Source organism: Candidatus Dechloromonas phosphoritropha (assembly GCA_016722705.1).
GTDB classification, from domain to species: domain Bacteria; phylum Pseudomonadota; class Gammaproteobacteria; order Burkholderiales; family Rhodocyclaceae; genus Azonexus; species Azonexus phosphoritrophus.
The window spans coordinates 427,218-446,386 of sequence record JADKGN010000005.1 but is presented as its reverse complement, the minus strand read 5'-3'; the positions used below and the strand labels follow the sequence as shown (position 1 = coordinate 446,386).

At 64.4% G+C, this 19,169-nt stretch carries 16 protein-coding genes; all 16 read left to right on the top strand.

From position 1 onward, the window contains the following. Positions 1 to 16 precede the first annotated feature (16 nt). The 16 genes from IPP03_21680 to IPP03_21605 all read left to right on the top strand — a co-directional run bounded on the left by IPP03_21680 (position 17) and on the right by IPP03_21605 (position 19,164). A complete protein-coding gene (locus IPP03_21680) occupies positions 17 to 541 on the top strand; it encodes a phage tail protein (protein ID MBL0355115.1) in 525 nt (174 codons plus the stop codon). Positions 542 to 562: 21 nt separating this feature from the next. After that, positions 563 to 1,306, top strand: a complete 744-nt coding sequence (locus IPP03_21675; protein MBL0355114.1) for a hypothetical protein — start codon at positions 563 to 565, stop codon at positions 1,304 to 1,306. A 7-nt stretch (positions 1,307 to 1,313) separates the two neighbouring features. Further along, entirely contained in the window at positions 1,314 to 2,120 is an 807-nt protein-coding gene (locus IPP03_21670; protein MBL0355113.1) for a hypothetical protein, read from the top strand. Beyond that, a complete protein-coding gene (locus IPP03_21665; protein ID MBL0355112.1) occupies positions 2,117 to 3,409 on the top strand; it encodes a DUF4255 domain-containing protein in 1,293 nt (430 codons plus the stop codon). Before IPP03_21670 ends, IPP03_21665 begins: the two co-directional genes overlap by 4 nt. Continuing rightward, complete coding sequence (locus tag IPP03_21660) at positions 3,406 to 5,382, top strand: ATP-binding protein (GenBank protein ID MBL0355111.1); 1,977 nt, start codon at positions 3,406 to 3,408, stop codon at positions 5,380 to 5,382. The genes IPP03_21665 and IPP03_21660 overlap by 4 nt, the downstream gene beginning before the upstream one ends. Next, a complete protein-coding gene (locus IPP03_21655) occupies positions 5,379 to 5,630 on the top strand; it encodes a hypothetical protein (protein MBL0355110.1) in 252 nt (83 codons plus the stop codon). The genes IPP03_21660 and IPP03_21655 overlap by 4 nt, the downstream gene beginning before the upstream one ends. Continuing rightward, complete coding sequence (locus IPP03_21650; protein MBL0355109.1) at positions 5,627 to 8,014, top strand: DUF4157 domain-containing protein; 2,388 nt, start codon at positions 5,627 to 5,629, stop codon at positions 8,012 to 8,014. The genes IPP03_21655 and IPP03_21650 overlap by 4 nt, the downstream gene beginning before the upstream one ends. Before the next feature lie 123 nt (positions 8,015 to 8,137). Further along, positions 8,138 to 8,794: a hypothetical protein gene (locus IPP03_21645; GenBank protein ID MBL0355108.1), complete on the top strand. Its 657-nt coding sequence runs from the start codon at positions 8,138 to 8,140 to the stop codon at positions 8,792 to 8,794. After that, positions 8,791 to 9,108 carry a LysM domain-containing protein gene (locus IPP03_21640; protein ID MBL0355107.1) on the top strand — a complete coding sequence of 106 codons (318 nt, stop codon included), beginning with the start codon at positions 8,791 to 8,793 and terminating at the stop codon, positions 9,106 to 9,108. Before IPP03_21645 ends, IPP03_21640 begins: the two co-directional genes overlap by 4 nt. After that, positions 9,101 to 10,228, top strand: coding sequence for a hypothetical protein (locus tag IPP03_21635; GenBank protein ID MBL0355106.1), 1,128 nt, complete (start codon positions 9,101 to 9,103; stop codon positions 10,226 to 10,228). The genes IPP03_21640 and IPP03_21635 overlap by 8 nt, the downstream gene beginning before the upstream one ends. Beyond that, the gene (locus tag IPP03_21630) at positions 10,225 to 10,740 is read left to right on the top strand and encodes a baseplate assembly protein (protein ID MBL0355105.1); all 516 of its coding nucleotides are present in this window, start codon (positions 10,225 to 10,227) and stop codon (positions 10,738 to 10,740) included. Before IPP03_21635 ends, IPP03_21630 begins: the two co-directional genes overlap by 4 nt. Before the next feature lie 20 nt (positions 10,741 to 10,760). Beyond that, complete coding sequence (locus IPP03_21625) at positions 10,761 to 11,084, top strand: hypothetical protein (protein ID MBL0355104.1); 324 nt, start codon at positions 10,761 to 10,763, stop codon at positions 11,082 to 11,084. A gap of 1 nt (position 11,085) precedes the next feature. After that, positions 11,086 to 11,445: a GPW/gp25 family protein gene (locus tag IPP03_21620; GenBank protein MBL0355103.1), complete on the top strand. Its 360-nt coding sequence runs from the start codon at positions 11,086 to 11,088 to the stop codon at positions 11,443 to 11,445. Continuing rightward, positions 11,442 to 13,898, top strand: coding sequence for a putative baseplate assembly protein (locus tag IPP03_21615; GenBank protein MBL0355102.1), 2,457 nt, complete (start codon positions 11,442 to 11,444; stop codon positions 13,896 to 13,898). The genes IPP03_21620 and IPP03_21615 overlap by 4 nt, the downstream gene beginning before the upstream one ends. Further along, positions 13,895 to 17,020, top strand: coding sequence for a putative baseplate assembly protein (locus IPP03_21610; GenBank protein ID MBL0355101.1), 3,126 nt, complete (start codon positions 13,895 to 13,897; stop codon positions 17,018 to 17,020). Before IPP03_21615 ends, IPP03_21610 begins: the two co-directional genes overlap by 4 nt. Then, positions 17,017 to 19,164, top strand: a complete 2,148-nt coding sequence (locus IPP03_21605; GenBank protein MBL0355100.1) for a hypothetical protein — start codon at positions 17,017 to 17,019, stop codon at positions 19,162 to 19,164. The genes IPP03_21610 and IPP03_21605 overlap by 4 nt, the downstream gene beginning before the upstream one ends. Positions 19,165 to 19,169 lie beyond the last annotated feature (5 nt).

The following is a 19,169-nucleotide window of genomic DNA, read 5'->3' as shown; positions in this document are numbered from 1 at the left end:
TACGAGGAGATAGAAAATGGCCCAGTTCACCGTCAATGCCCAGCGCTTCGATCCCTACAAAAACTTCAAATTCCGCGTCAAATGGGATGGCCGCTACGTCGCCGGCATCAGCAAGGTTTCATCGCTCAAGCGGACGACCGAAGTCGTCGAGCACCGCGAAGGGGGCAGTCCGTCCACCGGCCACAAGTCGCCCGGCCGCACCAAGTTCGAGGCCATCACGCTGGAGCGTGGCGTCACCCACGACACCAATTTCGAGCAATGGGCGAACAAGGTCTGGAACCTCGGCTCCGGCCTGGGCAGCGAAGTCTCGCTCAAGGACTTCCGCAAGGACCTGATCATCGAGGTCTATAATGAGGCCGGGCAACTGGCGCTGGCCTACAAGGTCTTCCGCTGCTGGGTCTCGGAATACCAGGCGCTGCCAGACCTCGACGCCAATGCCAACGCCGTGGCGATTCAACACATCAAGCTCGAAAACGAAGGCTGGGAACGCGACTATGAAGTGAGCGAGCCGGCGGAACCGAGCTTTGTCGAGCCGGGCTGATAGCGCGAATGGAACCACGCCATGTGCCCGTTAAGTGCCGCTCAAGTTCTCGCCCTGTGGGACGCCGGACAGACACGCCATCCGATTGACCGCGCCCTGCTGGCGCTGGCCCTGTCCATGCCGGAAGAAGCACCCGACAAACTGGCCGACCGCCCGGTCGGCTGGCGCGAAGTCAATCTGCTCGCCCTGCGCAACGCCACCTTCGGCAACGCGCTGGATGGCTATGCGCCATGTCCGTCCTGCGCCGCGCTGATGGAGTTCAGCCTTGATGGCAAAACGCTGCTCGACGGACTTCCGGCGCCCGACGCCAACGCCCGCATCACGCTCGACGGCCGGCAATGGCGGCTGCCGAGCAGTCGTGATCAGGCGATGATTCTCGACGCGCCGGATCCGGAAACGGCGGTCGCCTGGCTGCTTGATCGTTGCCGGATGGACGAAGGCGGTTTGACCGACATTCCCACGGTCAACCGGAAAAAAGTCCCAAAAATGAAATCCTCGCCGGCGCTTATCGGCGAACTTGAATCGCACATGGAAGCGCTCGACCCGGCTGCCGATATCCGTCTCGGCCTGCGCTGCACCGATTGCGGACACGTCTGGAACGCCGTGCTCGACATCGGCGCCTGCTTCTGGGATGAACTCGGCAGCCGCGCCCACCAGCTACTCGAATCCGTTCATCGGCTGGCCAGCGCCTATGGCTGGCGTGAATCCGAGATTCTCGCCCTCAGCCCGGCCCGCCGTGCCGCCTATCTGAACATGATCGGCTGAGACGACCATGAGCGGCTTCCTCCATCAACTTGCCAGCCGCAGCCTGGGCCTCGCCCCGCAGATCAAGTCGCGGGCGGCACTGCCCTACGCCGCGCCGACGGCCGACTTTTCAATGGTGGAAGCGGCCAGTCACGAAACAACGCTAGCCGTCGAGCGTCCTGGATTTGAGCCGGTGCACAATACCCGACGCAATGAGCAGGCGATGGACAACGCACTGCCGGCGCCCATCGTCGCCGTGAATCCAGCGCCAGCCACGCACATCGAAAGGCAAACCTCGACGCCAAGCGCCAGCCAGCCGCCCCACATTTCCGCTCAGCAGTTGCCCGACGATACTCCGTTCGAAATAACGGACAACAGGCAGGCCCCGACACCTGCCATCCTCGTCAGCCCGATCGCGGCTGAACAGAAATCCATTCAGCGACACCCGGAACCGGCGCCAGAAACTCGCCGCCCAGCCGAAAACCCCCGGCCAGCATTCACGGACCTCGAATCCCTGGTCACCCGACTGCTCGGCGACAACCAAACCCCTCCCGAAAAATCACCGGAAGCTTCCGCGCCGCCCACCATCGTCACGCCGCGCCAAGCCAACCAGCGCCCTGCCGAAATCAGCACGATCCGCCCGCCAGCCAGCCGTGAACGCCAGAGCCCCGCCCCGGAACCCGACAACACCCCCGAAGTGCACATCACCATCGGCCGCCTCGAAGTCAATCCGCCCAGCCGCCCGGCCCCCGCCGCCCAGCCACCACGCCCGCGCGGCCCGGCGCCGCTTTCGCTCTCCGACTACCTGGCACGCCGCAACGGAGGCCACTCATGAGCAACGCCCTGGCCATCGCCGGCGTCACGGCCGTCATCAAGGACCTGCTCGATTCCGGGATGATTGATCAAGCGATCAGTGACACGCTGGGTGCCGGCGTCCTGGTCACCAGCATGGCCCCGGATACGGTTTCGCTCGACAGCAAAGATTCACCCCAACTCAATCTGTTTCTTCATCAGGTCACGCCAAACGTTGCCTGGCGCAACGCCGCACTACCCTCGCTGGATGCTGCCGGCAATCGCATCACCAATCCACCGCTTGCCCTCGATCTTCACTATCTGCTGACCGCCTACGGTCGGGCCGAACTGCAGGCCGAAGTGCTGCTCGGCTACGCCCTTCAACTGCTCCACGAAACGCCCGTATTGCCTAGAGCAGCCATTCGTAGAGCATTGGCGCCGGCGGTACTCGACGGCGCCATCCTGCCAACGGTCTATAAAAGCCTGCGCGGCGCCGATCTGGCCGAACAGATCGAGTTACTCAAGATCACCCCATCCGCCCTTGGCAGCGAAGAAATGTCCCGCCTGTGGTCGGCACTGCAGGCGCGTTATCGGCCGACCGCCGCCTTTCAGGTCTCGGTCGTCCTCATCGAATCGCGCAAGGCCTCGCGCAGCCCGCTGCCGGTGCTCAGTCGCGGCGAAACCGATCCGGTATCGCAGCGCGAACGCGGCGTACTCGCCTTCAGTGGCCTGACCCCGCCATTGCCGACCCTCGAAGCCGTTGTTCCGGCCGGCCGTCAGCCTGTCGCCATTCCAGGTGGCGAGGTGACGCTCGAAGGACATCATCTCGACGGCGTCGACCGCCAAGTCACACTCAGCCTTGCCGCCTTCCAGATCAGTCGCAGCATCGCGGTCACCGGCGGCGGGCCGGACAAAGTCGGCTTCATCGTCCCGAACGACCTGCCGGTTGGCCTCTATCGTGTCGAACTCTCGGTGCAACGACTCGACGAAAGCCATGCCCGCCGCACCAACCAGTTGCCGCTGGCGCTGGCTCCGCAGCCTATACTACCGCCGGCCAGCGCCGGCCGCAACGCCGATACGGTTACCGTGAAACTGGATGTCCTCCCGCCGGTGCGGCCCGGCCAATCGGTCACCTTGATCCTTGGCGAACGCGAAATTATTGCCGAGCAGTTCACCGCCCCAGCCAGCCAGTTGACCTTCAAGATCGCCGCCCCACCACCGGCCGGCAGCACGCATCTGGCGCGCCTGCGGGTCGACGGCTTTGAAAGCCCGATCATCGACCGCACGGCGACCCCGGTTGCCTACCTCGACCGCCGGATCACCCTGCCATGAACGCCCCGCTCGCCCAGGACTGGACCATCGCCAACCAGCAACTGCTGGTCGCCGAATTCGCCCGGCTAAAAGGCATGCTTCCACGGTCAACCGGAAAAAACACCCAAAATGCGAAAGCCGAGGTGGGCTCAGCCCTCGCCGACGCCCGTAAGCTGCTTCACACTGAAAGCGCCATCGACTGGCTGACTACCGCCTTCGGCCTCTCTGCTTTCGAGCGCGATCTCCTGCTGCTCTGCGCCGGCGCCGAAATGGATGCCGATCTCGCCCGCGCATGCGCAGTTGCCCAGGGCGACACGACGCGGCCCTGGGTCACCTTCAGCCTCGCCCTGGCGACACTCGAATCACCGCACTGGAGCGCCCTGACGCCACAAGGCCCGCTCCGCCGCTGGCGCCTCATTGAGGTCGACGACCATGCCGGCCTGGCAGCCAGTCGCCTGCGCATCGACGAACGCGTGCTGCACTTTCTCGTCGGCATCAATGAACAGGATGTCCGTCTCGCCCACCTGCTCCGGCCCGCCATAGCCCTACCCCGGCAAGCCGGCAGCCACGCGGCGGCGACGCAAGCGGCGATTGCGGCGCTCAATGCCGAGCGCGAAGCCGACCCCGGCCAATGGCCAGTCATCGTCCTCGAAGGCGATGACCCGGCCGCCCAGGAAGACATCGCGACGCGCAGTGCCGAGGCGCTCGGCCTGAACTGTCTGGTCCTTCAGGCCGAGGACATTCCCCTCACCGCCGAAGAACGCGCCGCCCTGATCACCCTCTGGCAACGCGAAGCCACGCTGCTGGGCACCACCTTGCTGGTCGTCATCAGCGATCCCGTCTCTGCGGCCGGCGCGGCAGCCCGCGCCATGATCGAGCGGTTCGGCGGCCTGTGCCTGGTGGCCTGCCCGAGCGCACCGGCGCTCCTGACGAAAAACCAGCGCTTCCCGGTCAATAAACCGGCCGGAGTCGATCGCCGGCAACTGTGGATCGACGCCCTTGGCCCCAATGGCGCTCGCCATGCCGGCCCGGAACTCGACCGCGCCGCAAGCCATTTCCGCCTCGGCAGCCGGGCCGTCCAGAACATTGCAAAAACCTTGCAGGCCAGCCTCGCCATGCCGGCCATCGGTAAAACAAAGCCAAGCCCATTGTGGAATGGCTGCCGTCAGGAAAGCCGCGGCGGACTCGACAATCTCGCCCAGCGCCTCGAGACAACGGCCGACTGGGACAGCCTGGTCCTGCCGGAAGCCCAGCTTGCCATACTGCGGCAGATCGCAGCCCACCTGCGTCAGCGCTTCAAGGTCCAGGAAGAGTGGGGCTTTGCCGCCAAAGGCAGCCGCGGGCTCGGCCTTGCCACGCTGTTTGCCGGCGAGAGCGGCACCGGCAAGACGCTCGCCGCCGAGGTGCTGGCCCACACTCTGCAACTCGACCTTTACCGTATCGATCTCTCGGCCGTGGTCAGCAAATACATCGGCGAAACCGAGAAAAATCTGCGCCGGGTTTTCGACGAAGCTGAAAATTCCGGCGCTGTCCTGCTCTTCGACGAAGCCGACGCCCTGTTCGGCAAGCGCACCGAGGTCAAGGACAGCCACGACCGCTACGCCAACATCGAGGTCAGCTACCTGCTGCAACGCATGGAGGCCTATCACGGCCTCGCCGTGCTCACCACCAACCTCAAGTCGAGCCTCGATACCGCCTTCCTGCGCCGCCTGCGCTTCGTCGTCCAATTCCCCTTCCCCGACCAGGAGCAACGCCTCGCCCTCTGGCAGCGCGCCTTCCCGGCCGCCACGCCAACCCGCAACCTCGATCTCGACAAACTCTCCCGCCTCTCGATGACCGGCGGCAGCATCCGCAACATCGCCCTCAACGCCGCCTTCCTCGCCGCCGACGCCGGCGAAGCGGTGAGCATGAGCCACCTGCTGCAAGCCGCCCACGCCGAAGCCTCAAAGCGCGAACGGCCACTGGCCGATGCCGAAACGCGAGGCTGGACATGAAAAAAATCCATCTCCATATCGAGCATCTAAGCCTGCCGGGCTACACCCCGGCCGAGCGCTGCGCCTTTGTGGCGGCACTGGAACGCGAACTGATGACCAGCATTTCCTCCACCGTTGTTCCGCCAAAACACCAAACCGAGCAGCGCGCGGTGCTTCGCGTCACTTCGCCGGACCAGCGCCCGCAATCCGTGGCTCATAGCGCCATAGCAGGCCTGTCGCTTGGCTCTGGCAAGGAGACAACGAAATGAGCACGGCCCCCTTGCAGAGACTTGCCGCCAGGTCACATCCTTCAGGCAATTCAAGCCACACGAGCCTGGTTCTGCGCCGAAAATGCGTGTGTGGTTCGCCGACCTCATCGCTGACCGGTGAATGCGCGGAATGCAAAAGCAAAAAACTCCTGCAGACCAAGCGCCGCATTGGCGCTAGTAACGATCCGCAGGAACGAGAAGCCGACCGGGTCGCGGATCAGGTAATCGGCAACGGCTTGCCCGCATCGCCTTTGGTTTCAAGTCCGGCTTCCGGGCTATTGCAGCGACAGGAGGCACCCAAGGAGAAAACCAATCAGGAGAAATACCAAGAAGGCCTCGAAAAACTCGGTGATGCTTTCCTGAAAACTCCGCTGGGCAAGGAGATTCAGGAAAAGATAAAACAGGATGCCCTAGTCAAAGGGGCTACAGCACTCGGCAAGGACTTTATTTCAACGTGGCCGGGGAAAATTGTCACCGGCGCTGCCGCAACTGGTGCAGTTGCGGCATTGGCTGCCACGCACAAAGAGTTGCCGGCACAGATTCCCGAGATTCCGCTGGACATATTGACGCCGGGGCTCAGCGTGCAACTGACCTACAAAGGCCCAGTCGACAAGCCCACCGAGGCGATGATTACATTCAAATTTACCGAGCAGGCCCCGAAGGCTAGCGGAGACCGGAAACCGCTCAGCGCCAGCGAGAAATACCGCGCCGAAACCGCCCGACTGGCCGCCGAGAACGCCAAGTTCCGGGCCGGCATGACTTACCAGCCGGGTTCGCCGGAAGACCTGCAGCAAAAAGCCGAGCAGGATGCGATCAGAAAGGCCGTACTGAAGTCCTCCGGTGGTCCGGAAATCGAAGGGAGCATCAAGAAATATCCATGGCTGGCCGCTCCCCAGCCCAAGGGTGGGCTACAGCTGACCATGCCCAAGCCATCGTTCGGCGTTCAGCCGTCATCGCCGTTTGGCGACCAGTTCAAGCTCAAGCTGCTTGGTGAGCAAAAGAAAAAACCGGACGATGAACCAGAATTGCAGAAAAAGCTCAGCGTCGGCGCCAGCAATGATCCGCTGGAACAGGAAGCGGATCGGGTTGCGGATCAAGTGTTGGCTTCGTCGGCGCCTTCTGCAGCCAGCGGCGCCCCTCTTCGCATCCAGCGCTTTACAGCGCAGACCACCGGACAGGGAGGGCCAGCGCCCACCAGCGTCGACCGCGTCCTCTCCAGTCCGGGCAACCCGCTCGAACCGGCGCTAAGGCAGGACATGGAGCGACGCTTCGTTCATGATTTCTCGACGGTGCGCGTGCATACCGGGCAAGCCGCCGAACAGTCAGCGCAGGATGTGAGTGCCCGTGCCTACACGGTTGGGAAGCACATCGTGTTTGGTCAGGGCCAGCTCCAACCGGAGGGGCACCAGGGGCGGCACCTGATTGCCCACGAACTTGCTCATGTGCTGCAACAAGGCGACGACGATGAGCAGATCCAGCGCGATGGCATGGGTGACTTGCGACTCTCTGAAGCCTGCGAGGAAACCAAAGGAAAAATTCGCCTAGACCCGGCTTATCTGGCACTTGATCCCAACTCAAAAAAGCTGGCCGAAGAGATCATCGTCGAATCAGAAAAACGTTTGCTCGGGGAACGCTACAAATTGCTCGTAGCACTCGAAGCGCTATTCACCAGCAAACCAAAACCGCCAGCAACCATTTCCGTAGAAACCAAGAGCAGCACCGCGGTTGCGGCGACGCAGGAACAAACCCGGCTGGAAAAACCTGTTGCAGCCAAAAACACCGGCATCGAAGAACAGGGCAGTCGCGACCCCAGACGGGCAGCGGCATGGACGCCCATCAAAGGGAAGTTCGGTGGCGGTACTTATTACGTTGACCGACGTTCGGCAACCGATATTCATATCAAGGCCAGTATCTTCCTCCACCCCACCGGAACAGGCACTCCGGCGGATGTAGCTCAGATCAAGGGAATGGAAGACGCGATTGAGAAAGCAGCTTCCACGAAAGGCTACATCGTCGATATCACATTTGTCACAACCAAGGATGCAGATACTTTTGAGATTGAGGTAGATCCTTCGCGTTGGGAAGTCGCCACCAATTGGTCTGGTGGCGAGCCATTGGGTTTCGCACACGAACTGCATCACATGTTTGCTTTTGAACTTGATCGCTACAACTACATCGATGCTCATTCCACAAACGCTTCCATGCAAATCGACCAGCGACTGATCTGGTTCAGGAAAGAACTGGGCAAGCCTGCAAACTTCAACGACCCGACCTCCATCATGGATCAAGCTCCGCACCCCAATGATCGCGATGTTTGCGCTGTCGCCGGGCTCGACATGGCTACGTGCTTGGCGGCAAGACAGAAGATAGCGAAAAAACCATGAATGACTTCAACAGGCAATTTGAGATGGACATAGGGGCTAATCACAATAGCCCTGACAACATGGCGATGCGGCTAACAGCATCGAATCCAGGCATTCCCTTGGTTGATGAATCCTGAGGCGCATATGAGTTCGTTCGGTGGCAATTCATATCTCATCAAAGGCGGCCTTATCCTGATCGACCCGTCCAGCGGCGCCGTGCAGCGGGTCATTTCGCTGCAGTACAACCCGGAAACGCTGACCCGGACCCTCCATCCGCAGGCCACCGAATCCAGCGGCCCGTTTTCGGAACCCCTGCGCCTGAAGGGGCCGCCGACCGAAACCATCAAGCTCGATGCCCTGATCGACGCGACCGACCAACTGGAATTTCCCGACCAGCATCCGAAAACCGTTTCCTCCGGGATACATCCGCAATTGGCGGCACTGGAAACCATCGTCTATCCAGACAGCGACACGCTGATCCAGAACAACACACTGCTCAGCCTCGGCACGCTCGAAATCGCCCCAACCGTCGCCCCGCTGACCCTCTTCGTCTGGAGCAAGGAACGTGTCGTGCCGGTGCGCATCACCGATTTTTCGATTACTGAAGAGGCTTTCGACAGCGCGCTGAACCCCATCCGCGCCAAGGTTTCGTTGAGCCTCAAGGTCCTCCATGTCGGCGATCTCGGTTTCAACGACAAGGGTGGGCATCTCTATATGGTTTATCAGCAGCGCAAGGAACGCCTGGCGGCCGATGCCGGCCTCGGCAGCCTCGCCTCGCTGGGATTGAGTGGACTGCCATGAGCATCGAGCGTTTCCCACCCAACAGCCGCTACAACGGTGTTCCCACAGCCGAACTGGAATCCCCGGATGGCGAGAAGACCGTCTATTTGCGCCGCCGCTTTATCCCCGACCCGGCGACACTGGTCCCTGTCGGCGAAGTCCAGGTTCAGGGCGGCGACCGTCTCGACCGGCTGGCCGCGACCAATCTCGGCGACCCGATCCAGTACTGGCGGATCGCCGACGGCAATGGCGCCCAGGTGCCCTCCGATCTGGAACGCTCCGGCCACACGCTGCGCCTGACCCTGCCGGCTGGCCTCGGAGGCGGCGGTGCTTAAGGGTATCCATCTGACGCTGCTGGTCGGTCCGGGTATCCCGATTCCGGCACCGAAGCCGCTGATGGACGCGCTGGAAAGCGTGGAGGTCACTTCGTCAGCCGATACGCCAAGCGGCTTCCAGCTCAGTTTCGTCGTCGACAACCGATCGCCGCTGCATACCCTGCTGCTCGTTGCCGGCGGCCAGGTGCCGTGGTTGCGCGTCATCCTCGTCGCCACCATGAACAGCCTGCCCACCGTGCTGATGGACGGCCTGATCACCCGCCAGGAAATTACCGGCGGCAACGAACCAGGCCACAGCCTCCTGACCATCACCGGAGAAGACCTGACGGTGGCGATGGACAAGCAGGACATGAGCGGCCTGCCCTACCCGGCGATGCCACCGGCCGCCCGCGTCGCGCTGATCGTCGCCCGTTATGGCCTCTATGGCATGCTGCCGATCATCATCCCGTCGCTGTTCGAGGATCTCCCGATCCCGGTGGATCGCATCCCGACCCATAAAGGTACGGATCTACACTACATCCGAAAACTGGCTCGCAAGGCCCACCATGTCTTTTACATTGAACCCGGCCCGCTGCCCGGCATGAACATCGCCTACTGGGGGCCGGAAATCCGTATCGGTCCTGTCCAGCCCGCCCTCAATATGGGCATGGACGTGCACAGCAATGTCGACGCGATCTCCTTCTCGGTCAATCAGTCGGATGCCGAGCTTCCTATCGTTTTCATCCAGAACCCGATCTCCAAGTTTCCGATTCCGCTGCCCATCCCCGACATCAGCCTGGCCAACCCGCCGCTCGGCCTGATTCCGCCGCCGCCCAAGGGCCTCAATCTACTGAAGGGCGCCGCCAAGCTCTCGCCAATCGCCGCCCTTGGCGAGGGACTGGCGGCCGCAGCCCGATCTTCGGCCGATGCCGTGACCGGCGATGGCAGCCTTGACGTCTTGCGCTATGGCCATGTCCTGAAGGCCCGCCAACTGGTCGGCGTACGCGGCGCGGGTTTGGCTTTTGACGGCCTTTATTACGTCAAGAAAGTCCATAGCAGTCTAAAGGCCGGCGAATTCAAGCAAAACTTTTCGCTGGCCCGCAATGGCCTCGTCTCAACCCTTCCCTTGGTGCCGGCATGACTGAAAGTACAGACTATTACGGAAAATATCGCGGGGTGGTGATCAACAACATCGACCCCATGCAGATGGGCCGCATCCAGGTTCAGGTGCCCGATGTGCTCGGCCCGGCGCTTTCCTCGTGGGCGATGCCCTGCGTGCCTTTCGCCGGCATCCAGAGCGGCGTCTTCGTCCAGCCGCAGATCGGCGCCGGCGTCTGGGTCGAGTTCGAGCAGGGCGATCCGGATTACCCGATCTGGGTCGGCGGCTTCTGGGGCTCGGCGGCCGAAGTACCGGCGCTGGCGCTGGCCGGCCTGCCGGTATCGCCGAGCATCGTACTGCAGACTGGCAACCAGAACACGCTGATGATCTCCGACCTGCCCGGCCCGACCGGCGGCATCCTGCTCAAGACGATGACCGGGGCGATGATTTCGATCAGCGAAATCGGCATCACCATTTCCAACGGCCAGGGCGCCACCATCATGCTCACCGGGCCGACGGTGAACATCAACAACGGCGCCTTGACGGTGATTTGAGCGCAAAGGACAACACGACCATGCCCGGATTCCTCCTCCACCTCGGCGCTACCGTCCTCTGTTCCCACGGCGGCCAGGCCACGCCCACCGCGCCCAACCCACGCGTTCTGCTTTCCGGCCAGCCAGCGACGACGCTCGGCGCACCCTACGTCGTGGCCGGCTGCGCCATGCCGCCCCCGCCGGCCGGCAACGGCCCGTGCGTTACCGGCCAGTGGCTGATGGGTGCCACTCGCGTCCTGATCGGCGGCCAGCCGGCCCTGCTCCAGGCTTCGCCCTCCATCTGCGCCCCGACCGGCACGCCGATGATGGTCGCCGTGGTGCAAACCCGCGTGATGGGAACCTGACATGAGCCTCCACTTCCCCTTCCAGCCCGACCACCGCGGCCGTAGCGGCGAGGCGGACAGCGACAGCCACCTACGCGACATGATCGAGCAAGTGTTGTTCACCATCCCTGGTGAACGGGTAAATCGGCCCGATTTTGGCTGTGGCCTGCTGCAACTGGTCTTCGCGCCGAATAGCGACACGCTGGCCGCCGCCGTCCAGATGACGGTGCACAGCGCCCTGCAGCAATGGCTGGGCGACCGCATCGTCGTCGAAGGGGTCAACGTCGAACACGACGAAGGCACGCTGTCGGTGGATGTCCAGTACGTCGTCCGCCACGGCCAGGAACGCCGGCTGACCCGTTTCACCCGGGGGGCACCATGAACCGCCAGTTTCGCAGCGACAACCCGCGCCGCCTGCAACTGCTGCGCGACCAGCAGCCGGTCGGCAAGAATGGCATCGATTTCGTCGAAATCACGACGCTGGACCAGCGCAGCCTGCGTATCGTCTGCGTCCATCCGGTCAGCGGCATCGGTCGCGCCAACATTCGTATCGACGGCGGCGTTCGCATAACCGGTATTTCACAGGTTGGCGAACCTGTCATCAATGGCCGCGAGATCCGTCTCAAGGTCGCCCAGGCCGGCGATTTTTCCTGGTACACGCTGAGTCTGATCGACCCGGCCGACCCGGAAGCGCCGGCTATCGGCTTCGACATCTGCCTGTCCGCCATCCGCATCAATTTCAAGGCCGGCTGTCCCTCCGAATTCGATTGCGCCGATGTTCAGGACTGCCCGCCGCTCACCCCGCCCGAACCGCGTCTCGATTATCTGGCCAAGGATTACGACAGCTTCCGCCGCCTGATGCTCGACCGCATGGCGCAACTGGTGCCCGGCTTTGCCGAACGTAGCCCGGCTGACTTCACCGTCGCGCTGGTCGAAACGCTGGCCTATGCCGGCGACCATCTTTCCTACACGCAGGATGCCGTCGCCACCGAGGCCTATCTCGGCACCGCCCGCCGCCGCACCTCGCTGCGCCGCCATGCCCGGCTGCTCGACTACCCACTGCACGACGGCTGCAATGCCCGGGTTTTCGTGACCCTTGCGGTCGACGCCAATTGCGAGGCAAAAATCATCCCGGCCGGCACTGCGCTGCTCGCCGCCGCCGGCGAAGGCGACCCGGTCCGGCGCACAGACTTGCTCGATCAGTTGCCGCTGCTCGGCATCGAAGTCTTCGAAACCTTGCATGACCAGATCCTGCATACCGCGCACAGCAGCATCGCCATCCACAACTTCGCCGATCCGGCCTATTGCCTGCCGCACGGCACCACGGCGGCGGCCCTGGTCAACACGCCCACCCTTGCGCTCGCCGCTGGCGACGTCCTGATCCTCGAGGAAATCCTCAGCCCGACCACCGGCCAGGTAGCCGACGTCGACACCAGTCATCGTCACCCGATCCGCCTGACGGCGGTCAGTCCCGGCCATGACGACCTCACCGACACTGACCTGCTGCTCATCAACTGGCACGCCGAAGACGCGCTGCCCTTCCCGCTCTGCGTCAGTCATGAATTCGAAATCGGCGGCGCCCTCGTCGAGCGGCCGATCGCCGTCGCCCATGGCAACGTCGTACTCGCCGACCATGGCCTGACCCGCCCCTGGCAGGTCATGGAACCGGACACCGTCGGCGATGGCGGCACGCCGGCCCTGCGCCTGCCTTACCGGCCGCGCCTCAAGGAATCCGGCCTCGCTTTCGCCGAACCCTACGACCACGATCAGGCCAGCAACAGCCTGCAACCGCTGTCGGCCAGCCGCGTTCTGACCCAGGAACCGCGCCAGGCCCGCCCCGCCGACATGATGCTGCTGGCCGACGATTCAAGCCTGTTCGGCGACCAGCCCGACCCCAGCGAAACGCCATGGACACCGCAACGCGACCTGCTGGCCAGCGAGCGCTTCGCCCGCGAATTTGTCGTCGAAACCGAAAACGACGGCAGCGCCTGGCTGCGCTTTGGCGACAACCATTTCGGCGCCGCCCCGATCACCGGCCAGCGCCTGCTCGCCCGCTACCGGCTCGGAGGCGGTCCGCAAGGCAACATCGGGGCCGAAGCGATCAGCGCCCTGATCAGCGATGACGCCGCACTGATGCTCGGCGTCAAGGCGCTGCGCAATCCGCTGCCGGCCCAAGGGGGCGCCGAGCCCGAAGCGCTCGACGCCATCCGCCTCAACGCCCCGGAAGCCTTCCGCACCCAAGAGCGCGCGGTTACCACCGACGACTACGCGCGGGCCGCCGAACGCCATCCCGACGTGCAGCGGGCCGCCGCCCGCCTGCGCTGGACCGGCAGTTGGTACACCGTCTTCCTGATGCTTGACCGCCGTGCCGGCAAGCCGGTCGATGCCGCCTTCAAGGCGACCATGCGCGCCTTCATCGAGCGCTTCCGCCTGGCCGGCTACGACCTCGAATTCACCGACCCGGTGCACGTCCCGCTCGACATCCAGCTACAGATTTGTGTCGCCAGCGGCTACTTTGCCGCCGACGTCAAATCCGCCCTGATTTCCGCGTTTACCGCAGGCATCGACAAACACGGCCAACCCGGCTTTTTCCACCCTGACCGCTACACCTTCGGCACGCCGCTCTACCTGTCGGCCGTTGTTGCCACGGCGATGGCGGTGGCCGGCGTCGCCTCGGTCGACATCAAGAAGTTCCAGCGCTGGGGCCGCAGTGCCAAGGGCGAACTGGCCGCCGGGGTCATCACCGCCTCGCCGCTCGAAATCCTGCGCGCCGACGGCGACCTCAATTTCCCTGAAAACGGCCAGATCAGCTTCATCGTGGAGGGCGGCTCATGAGCACCACCGACAACTGCGGCTGCTGCGCCGGCGTCAGCCCACTCACCCCGGTCGATGAAACCCAGGCCCCCGGCCAGCCGGAATTGACGCTGCGCATTGGCACCCACGGCCGCTTCCGCCAGAGCATGCTGGCCGACCTCGCCGACGAAGCGCAGTTGGCCGGGCTCAGCACGCGGGCCAGCGACGACCCGGCCATCGCGCTGCTCGATAGTTGGGCGGCGGTGCTCGACGTACTGAGCTTCTATCAGGAGCGCATTGGCAACGAAAACTACCTGCGCACCGCGACCGAACGGCGCTCGGTCCTCGAGCTGGCGCGCGCCATCGGCTACGAACTGCGGCCCGGCGTTGCCGCCTCGACCTGGCTTGCCTTCACGCTGGAAACCGCACCCGGCGCCCCGCTCGAAACGCGCATCGACATCGGCGCCCGCGCCCAGAGCGTGCCCGGCCAGGACGAAAAAGCGCAAACTTTCGAGACCCTCGAAGCGATTGACGCCAAGGTGCGCTGGAACGCTCTGCCGGTGCTGGCCGCCGACGCCGTGCCGCCGCGCATGGGCTTGCGCACCCTCTATCTGGCCGGCACCGCGACGCGCCTGCAAGCCGGCGATGCGCTGCTGATCATCGGCGACGAACGCAGCAAGGACCCAGGCAACGAAAACTGGGATTTCCGTCACGTCACCCGCCTGCGCGAAGTCCTGCCCGCCGACCCGATCGATCCGAAGGACATCGGCTACACCGTCGTCACACTCGACCGCGGCCTCGGCCAGCCCTGGCATGGCGTCCATCCGGCCCGCACCAACCCGGGTTGCCATGCCCTGCGTGCCCGCGCCCGCATGTTCGGTCACAACGCGCCGGACTGGCGGGCCATGCCGGCGAATGTTCGCGCCAATTACCTAGGCTTGCTGGAAGAAAGCAAACCGTCCATCGTCGATTATCCGGAATGGCCCGGTTTCACACTGGCCGACGTTTCCGATCCGCCGGCCGGGGCAGCCACCGGAACGGGTTTGTATGGCGAATATTTCAAGGGCACTTCGCTGCGCAATCGTGTCTACACCAATATCGACCCGGTGATCGATTTCAGCACTTGGGGCGAAGGCAGCCCGGCGCCCGGTGTACCGGCCGACAATTTCTCGGTTCGCTGGAGCGGCTGGGTGCAGGCACCCGCCAGTGGCACGTTTACCTTCTATGTCAATGCCGATGACGGCTGCCGGCTGTGGATCGACGATCAGGTCGTCATCAATCACTGGGAAGACCAAGCCCCGACCGAACGCACGGGAGGCTTCCAGTTGGTCGCCGACCGGAAACACAGTATTCGTCTTGAATACTACGAACACCTTTCCAATGCGACCTGCCAGTTGTCGTGGTCCGGTCCCGGCGTCACCAAGGCGATCATCCCGATGCAATATCTCTATCCGCGCGACGTGCATCCGCTTTACCTCGACAATAGCTATCCCAAATGGCTGGCCGGTAGCTGGACAGTATTGTCGCTGCCCGATTACGAAGAAGTCTATCGCATCGTGCAGGCCGAGGATGGCGCCCGTGCCGGTTTCACGTTGTCCGCCACGAGCACACGGCTCTCGCTGCTTGGTGAGAACCTGAATGACATCTTCGGGCCAGAATTGCGTGCCACAACGGCTCATGGTCAATCTGAGCCGCTCGACTGGGCGACCCGGCCGCGCACCGGTTTCCTGCAAGGCCATCTCATCGAACTGGCCGGCTATGAACCCGATCTGCCCGAAGGCCGCTGGCTCGCCGTTTCCGGCCTCGTCCTGGCCGATTTGCCGGCCAACATCAAGGCGCGCAACCGGCTGAACAAGGGCGACGCGCTGGCAGCGATTCGGCTCGCCCGCGACCGCAAGACGGCGGAACTGGAATTTGAGGATTTTTCCCGGTTGACCGCAAGCCTCGCCCCGGCCGCCGAAATTGTCCGCATCCAGCACAACGACAGCACCGGCGGACGCACCCAGTTGCTGCTCGACAGCGACCTGACGCAAGCCTACCTGCCGTCCACCGTCCGCATCAACGCCAACCTCGCGCCAGCCAGTGCCGGCGACAGCAAGCAGATGCGCATCCAGCCCGAACCGCTGGGCAGCGGCGACGGCAGCCGCAGCCTGCAACGTTTTGCGCTGCGCCAGGGACCGCTCACCTATATCGCCGCGCCGACCCCGAGCGGTACGGCCAGCACCCTCGAAATCCGCGTCGATGGCCTGCTCTGGCCGGAAGCGCCACGCTTTACGGCATCTGGTCCGACCGAGCGCGCCTATACCGTGCAGCTCGATGAAAACGGCAGCGCCACCGTGCAATTCGGCGATGGCAGCCATGGCACCCGCCTGCCCACCGGCAGCGGCAATGTCGAAGCCCGCTATCGCGTTGGCCTCGGCACGGCCGGCAACGTCAAGGCCGACCAGATCAGCATGCTGCTGACCCGACCGCCGGGCCTGAAAGCCGTCACCAACCCGGTCGCGGCCAGTGGCGGCACTGATGCCGAGGCCGGCGACGGAGCCCGGCGCAATGCCCCGCTCACCGTGCGCACGCTGGAGCGCATCGTCTCGCTGCGCGATTTCGAGGATTTTGCCGCCGCCTTCACCGGCATCGGCAAAGCCCAGGCCGTCTGGCTGTGGGATGGCGAGCAACGCATGGTGCACCTCACCGTGGCCGGCACCGACGGCGCCGGGCTGGACCCGAATACCGCCCTTTACCGCAACCTCCTCGCCGCCATCGACGCCGCCCGGCCGCCTTACCAACCCTTGCGCGTCAGCCCCTGTCGCGACCTGCGCTTTGGCCTGAGTGCCGGCTTGTGGATTGCCCCGGACTACGAGGCCGACAAGGTGCTCGCGGCCGCCGCCGCTGCCCTCGCCAAGGCCTTCGGTTTTGCCGCCCGTGGCTTTGGCCAGCCGGTCACCGGCAGCGAAGTGCTGGCCGCGCTGCAGGATGTTCCTGGTGTCATCGGCTGCGATCTCGACCAGCTGATCCAGGTCACAGCCGGCCTGACCGTCCTTACCTCAGACGGCCCCGACGGCAGCATACCGGCGCGCAGCGCTCGCTGGCAGGGCAACAGCCTGCAGCCGGCCGATCTCCTGCGGCTTGAGCCGGGCGCCGTCACCCTCACGGAGCGCACGTCATGAAACTCGACGCCGACACGCTGCTCAACCTGCTGCCTGCCTTTTACCGCGAGCGCGACACCGAACTGAACGGCCCGTTGCGCGCCCTGCTCGGCGTCATTGCGCGCCAAGGGGCTTTGCTGCAAGCCGATATCGACCGGCTCTACGACAACGCCTTCATCGAAACCTGCGAAGACTGGGTCGTGCCCTACATCGGCGACCTGCTCGGCGTGCGCGCCCTCTACCCGGTCAGCGGCACCGCCGCCTTCGGCCCGCGGGCGCTGGTCGCCAACACCTTGCGCCTGCGCCGGCGCAAGGGCACGGCGCTGGTTCTCGAAGAACTGGCCTTCGACACGACCGGCTGGCGGGCCCGCGCCGTAGAGTTTTTCGAACGGGTGAGCACGACGCAGTACCTGAACCACACCCGGCCGCATTCCCTGCGCACGCCGGATCTGCGCCAACCGCGCCCGCTCGACCGCATCGACGGCCCGTTCGGGACCGAAGCGCATACGGCCGACGTCCGCGCCCTGCCGGCCGGCCGCTACAACCTGCCCAATGTCGGCCTTTTTTTATGGCGCCTGCAGGCCTACCCGGTGCAGCGCGCCAGCGCCCGTCCGGCGACGACGCGGCCCGGCTTCTATACCATCGACCCGCTCGGCCTTGATCAGCCGCTGTTCAACCGGCCGCGCAGCGAAACCGACATCAGTCATCTCGCCGAGCCGATCAACGTCCCGGAAGCACTGCACTGGCGCGACCTCCACGCCGAGCTGGAAGCCCGCCGGCAAGCCCTCACCGATGGCGAAGACCCGGATGACCGCTACTTTGCCGCGAGCGCTGGCGGACCGGTGTTCCGCGTCTGGATCGACGATCAGGAAGTCGCGGTCGAACATCTGGTGATTTGCGACCTCAGCCCGATTCCTGGCGTCGTTCCTGAAGACTGGCGGCATCCGCCGGCCAGCCTGACCGTCACCGCCAGCAAGGCCGGGCGGCCGGACATGAACTTTCCATCCGTCGGCAGCGTGCTGGTCGGCATCGACCCGCGGCGCGGCCGCCTCGCCCTGCCGGAAGGCGTCGCGGCAAGCACAGTCGAAGTCGGCTACGCCTACGGCTTTCCCGGTGATATCGGCGCCGGCCCCTACGACGAGCGTCCCAATCCGGGCGACAGCGACCCGCTGGCCATCCTGCCCGATCCGGCCGATTTCGAGGTCGTCATCCAGATTCCCAGCGCCGCCACGCCGACCCTGGCCTCGGCCTTCAACGCCCCGGCCAACCCCGCCGATACGGTCAACCGGGTTATTGCCGGAAAACGCACGCTGATCGTCCTCAACAGCGACGCCAGCGAAGCGCTGACACCCGATCTCGACCTCCCCGATACGCACCTCGCCATCACCGCCGCAGCCGGTCGCCGGCCGGTGCTGATCGGCGATTTCAGCCTCAAGGGCAACGCCAGCACGCGGCTCAGCCTGGGCGGCCTGCTCCTCGACGGCGCCCTCAAACTGCAAGGTGCGCTGCACGCCGTAACGCTCCGCCACTGCACTCTGGTTCCGGCCAAGGGCGGCATCGCCCACACGGGTACCGCCACCGACCTCAGTCTCAGCATCTACCGCTGCCTAAGCGGCGCGCTACACAGCAACCAGCCGCTCGCCGCCGCCGTCTTGCGCGATAGCCTGATCGATGGCGACGACGGGGCCGGCGGCAATGTCGCGGTCGACGTCGATGACAGCCCGTTATCGGTGATCGCCTGCACGCTGTTTGGCACAACTGCCGCTGGCCGACTGGAGGCCAGCAACACGCTGTTCGACGGCTTGGTCAACATTGCCCGCCGCCAGGAAGGCTGCGTGCGCTACTGCTACCTGCCGGCGAAATCGGTGACGCCGCGTCGCCACCGTTGCCAGCCCGATCTGGTCATGACCGACCTGCCGGCCGCCTTGGCCGCCCGCGAAGCCACCCGTGTCACGCCCGGCTTTACCAGCATCCATTTCGACACGCTGGCTTATGGCCAACTGACCCGCAGCACCGCGCCGGAAATCCGCACCGGCGCCGACAACGGGGCCGAGATCGGCGTCTGGAACCTGCTCCAGCAACCCCAGCGCGAAGCCAATCTCGCCCTGGCGCTCGACGAATACCTGCGTTTCGGCCTTGAAGCGGCCGCGATTTTCGTCAATTGACCCCA